Source organism: Howardella ureilytica (assembly GCF_054657495.1).
On record NZ_BAAHYP010000020.1, the window covers coordinates 1 to 4207 of the forward strand.

Genomic DNA, 4207 nt, shown 5'->3' on the forward strand with positions numbered 1-4207 from the left:
AAGCAATAAAAACGGTGCAGGTCATGTATCAGGTTTAACCGATACATAACTTACACCGTTTTTATTTGCCGTTGTATTATATTTTAGTTTATAAGAGAGAAGGATATACCGTTATGTTCTCCGTCAAAATATTTAAATAATGCCTTTGCAAGTATTTTATCTTTGGTTACATATGTATGTGTCCAATATCTTGAATCGTAGGAGTTATTTCTGTTGTCGCCCATTACAAAATAACTGTTATCCGGAACAACATATGTCAATTCAGTAGAGTTAATTGCCATAGGCTCACGAAGATACGGTTCGTCAATTTTTTCATCATTTACATATACGGCGCCGGCGGATATTCTTACGGTATCTCCGGGAGTACCTATTACTCTTTTAAGATAAATCTTGCTTTCGTCATCAGGGAATTTAAATATTATTACATCTCCCCGTTTTGGTTCGGACATTACATATGCAAGTCTGAACCCAAGCAATCTGTCATTCTCATTAATGGTATCTTTCATTGATCCGGTAGGAACCTGAGCATTGAAAACAATAAATCTGAGTGTGATAAAAGCGGCGGCAAATGCTATTGCCACAATTTTTATAATACTCAAAATTCCGTTTTTCTTTTTTTTGTTTTTTCTTCTTCGTACGGAATCTTCCTGAGTATAATCATCTACGGCTTTTTTTATATAATCCTCATCGTTGCCTGTCTCGGAAGATTCTTTTTCTTCCGCATCTTTTATGGTTTTGTATGCATCTGATTTCTTTTTCTTTGAATAATCAACAGAATCTATGTTTATGACATCCTTATCGGAAATGTAACTTTCTTTTTCCTGATTTTCGGATAAATTGTCTGTATTTTGTTTGTCTGAAATATTATCGTCCGCTTTAATATTATTTTTCGGGGATTCAACATTAGGACTGCTTTCGCTGTTCGATGATGTATCGAATTTTTCTCCGGAAATAAAATCATATTCAATATCATAATCAATGGACTTATCGTCCTTTTTGTTGGAATTACTGTTATCCATTCAAATGACCCCTCATTCTGTATATGTAACAATTAGCATAATATAATAACGCTTACAATACAAGCGATAAGAAGAAACAGATTTATTAAATTATTATAACGAAATCCGTGCGGTATTAGGTATTAAATGTGAAAAACCGTAATGTTATCTTATAATGTAAAAAAAGTTATAAAAAAGGATAAAAATAGTTTATAATTTGTTAATATAGAATTCACGAGGTAATATAGTTCGTGTATTTTATAAAAGGAGGTGTAACTATGAGTAACAGAGTTTTCGGAGACGAGTTTAGAAATCACTGGAACGAACGTCTCAAATCAATGCGCATAATCGGATTTATAGTCAGTATTGCGCTTATAGCGATCGGTATCACGTGTATATTCGTTCCGATGCTTTCGGTTAATCTGATGCATTACATTTTTGCGTCGGTTCTTCTCGCATCGGGAATATTCTACATAGTAAATTACTTTACGGTAAAATCCGCATTCAGATCCGGCGGATATCTTGCAATGGCGATAATACAGGTGATAATATCTTTAATATTATTTTTCTCACCTTCGGTAGTTACCATTGAAATACTTGCATTTATGCTGGCATTTGAAATGCTTGTTTCCGGAATTGATGCTCTTTCCATAGGAGTTAAAGTCGGAAGCGGGATGGCGGTATTCGTAGGTATTATGAATATTGCCATGGCGGTTATACTTTTCATATCACCGTTTGCATTTTTGTATGCATTTGTCATTATTATGCCTGTGTATATGATAGTAAGAGGGGTATCTCTTCTTTCGGAATGCATAGTTGCAAAGACAAGATAAAAAACACTGTTATATGTTTTAAAACTTCGGTTTAACATATAACAGTGTTTTTATTTATGCTTTTTTTGCAGGAATTACATTATTGAGAACATTTAATGCTATGGCTTCGGTTTTAATAATATCATCAGCTATTTCGTTGATTGATATCATAATGCTTTTCTGTTTAGCTGTAAGATGCTTTTCACCTTCTACGGATTCTATGAAGTCTCCGAGTTTTGCATCTTCTTCCAATAACCTGTGGTTGACTATGGTAAGTCTGTTGAGCCACTCTTCTTCAGCCAAAAGATATGCCGTCACATCCTTATTTGCAGCATATACGTTAATTGTTCTTAAACGCTGGTTAATGGCTCTGTTTTTAGCGATAATGTCATGAATTGTATCATATGTGGTATTTTCATCTTTGAAAGCCTCTCTTATCTCATCATCAAGGGATACGGAATACTGCAACTGTTTGTATAGCGTTTCCGGTATATTTCTCGGATAAACAAGCGAGTTAACAATAAGTACCACAATGCAAAGTGCCGTAATTACGATCAGTCTGTATATTGAAAAAGTATATAACTGTTCCGGTTCGGCAATTATTGTCACAAGAACGGATATCATGGAACCCAGCATTGTTGTGCTGTCGAATTGGAAAAACATGTCTGCAAACAGTGTAATGGCGACAAGCAGTATTAAATGCAGGAATGTATTGTTGGTTATTGAGAATGCGACCAATATAAGTCCTATGGCGTATATTGTATTTATGATACGTTTTTTTACACTCGACTTGTTAAGTTCCGTATATGGCTGGGCAACAAGTCCGATATACATCGGAATAACATATCCCTTGTACATATTAAAGAATGTTGAGATAAATACACCTGCTGCGGCCATAATTGAAACATTTAAGGCAAAAATAAAGCCATATTTATTAAATCGATTAAGAATTCGACTTCCTATGGAGAGCTTGTTGTCATGTTTATCACTGTGCTGGACTTCACCGTTGACAAAGTCTTCCATTTCCATTCGTATGGCGTCCAACGCTTTAGGATTTCCCGCTTCCGGATCGAGCTTAAGATATAGATCATCAAATTTGTTTAAAATTTCATCAGCGGAAATTTTGTTTTGTTCGTAACTGTTGATTGAATCTAAAACATCTGTAATAAGTGAGTGTAAATCGGAGGTCATTTTCTCGTTGCCGGTTATATAGTTGTCCGATAATGTATTATTGATTCTTTTAAGTATGGTAATGGTTCTTATGGCGTCGTGTCCCGGCTTCCATTCGGAATTAATTGACATTTTGGTGCTGTATGCCGATTCAATACCGGTCAGAGTTTTGTCTATAATAATATATTGTTTTGTTAATTCTTCTTTCGATTTTCCTTCTTTAATATAGTCACATTGCTGCTTCAGAGAGTTAACGGAACCGTTTAAAGCGGCTTCAGTCTTCTTTTTGAAGGTTCTGCCCCTAAGCATGATATTCAAAATAATTGATATTACTGATGCAGCCGCATATATGGCAATTCTTATGAGTAATTCTTTACCGTATACGGGATAGAATATAAGCATTGAGTAACCTAATAACAGAGGCATATATGTACTGCTGTGTTTTTCGGATGTGAATAAAAATACGGCAAGGAAGAATGTGACAAATGTTGATACGGTCATCATAACAATATATCCTGACGTACCTTCTGGAAACAGTCCGTATCCCAAAAATGCAAGCAATACCATTCCTATATTGGATGAAATAAGTATAAATCCGTTTCTTACCGGTTCAAGAGAATAGTCATTTGCAAGACTCATAAGTATACTGATAAATGCAAAGCCGCATGCTATGCCGTTTGCGGTGCCGAAAGGTATCATGGATACCATCATGACGCCCATCATTGCGCCCATAAATATCAATGCCTTAAAAAGGTCGGGCCGCACTCCGGGTTTGAACGTAATGAGCTTCTTTTTTTCCTGTTGTTCAGCCATTATAATCAACCTCCTTTTCTTTGAAGTTATCGCGTACTTCTTCAAGTGCGCTAAAAAACATATCGGATAATTCAAAAAATTCATTCATTTTGTCTGCACCTATTTTCTTTTCCATTTCAGAAACAAAATTAATTGCATTTTCTTCCGTAACTTCCAATAACCGCTGTCCTTTAGGAGTTATTGTTACCAAAGTATTCCGCCTGTTGGCCTGACTTGTATGTCTTTCGATATAGCCCTTGGTCTCCAATGTTTTTAACATTTTTGACATTGCCTGAGGAGTGACACTGTTCCTATCCAAAAGACGTGAAACGGGAATAGCGTCTGTGTTTTCTTCTTCCGTAAGAGATCTGATGGAAAACATGGTATGAAATTCGGCTGCCGGCATGGTTTGAAATATATTTTTCGAATTATGCC

The 4207-nt window shown here is 35.6% G+C and carries 4 protein-coding genes; 1 reads left to right on the forward strand and 3 read right to left on the reverse strand.

Going from position 1 to position 4207, the window contains the following annotated elements:
* Window positions 1-83: 83 nt before the first annotated feature.
* The gene (gene lepB, locus ACYQ1N_RS07475) at window positions 84-1019 is read right to left on the reverse strand and encodes a signal peptidase I (RefSeq protein ID WP_459834481.1); all 936 of its coding nucleotides are present in this window, start codon (window positions 1017-1019) and stop codon (window positions 84-86) included.
* 257 nt (window positions 1020-1276) lie between these two features.
* Here lepB and ACYQ1N_RS07480 point away from each other — a divergent pair, with 257 nt between their 5' ends.
* Window positions 1277-1831: an HdeD family acid-resistance protein gene (locus ACYQ1N_RS07480; RefSeq protein ID WP_459834483.1), complete on the forward strand. Its 555-nt coding sequence runs from the start codon at window positions 1277-1279 to the stop codon at window positions 1829-1831.
* Between the two features lie 54 nt (window positions 1832-1885).
* Here the strand turns inward: ACYQ1N_RS07480 and ACYQ1N_RS07485 are convergent, their stop codons facing one another.
* Both ACYQ1N_RS07485 and ACYQ1N_RS07490 read right to left on the reverse strand, forming a co-directional pair.
* Window positions 1886-3793 (reverse strand): FUSC family protein, encoded by a 1908-nt coding sequence (locus ACYQ1N_RS07485; protein ID WP_459834485.1) that lies wholly within the window; start codon window positions 3791-3793, stop codon window positions 1886-1888.
* On the reverse strand, window positions 3786-4207 hold a 422-nt coding region (locus ACYQ1N_RS07490; protein WP_459834487.1), incomplete at its 5' end, for a MarR family winged helix-turn-helix transcriptional regulator. The genes ACYQ1N_RS07490 and ACYQ1N_RS07485, both read right to left, overlap by 8 nt.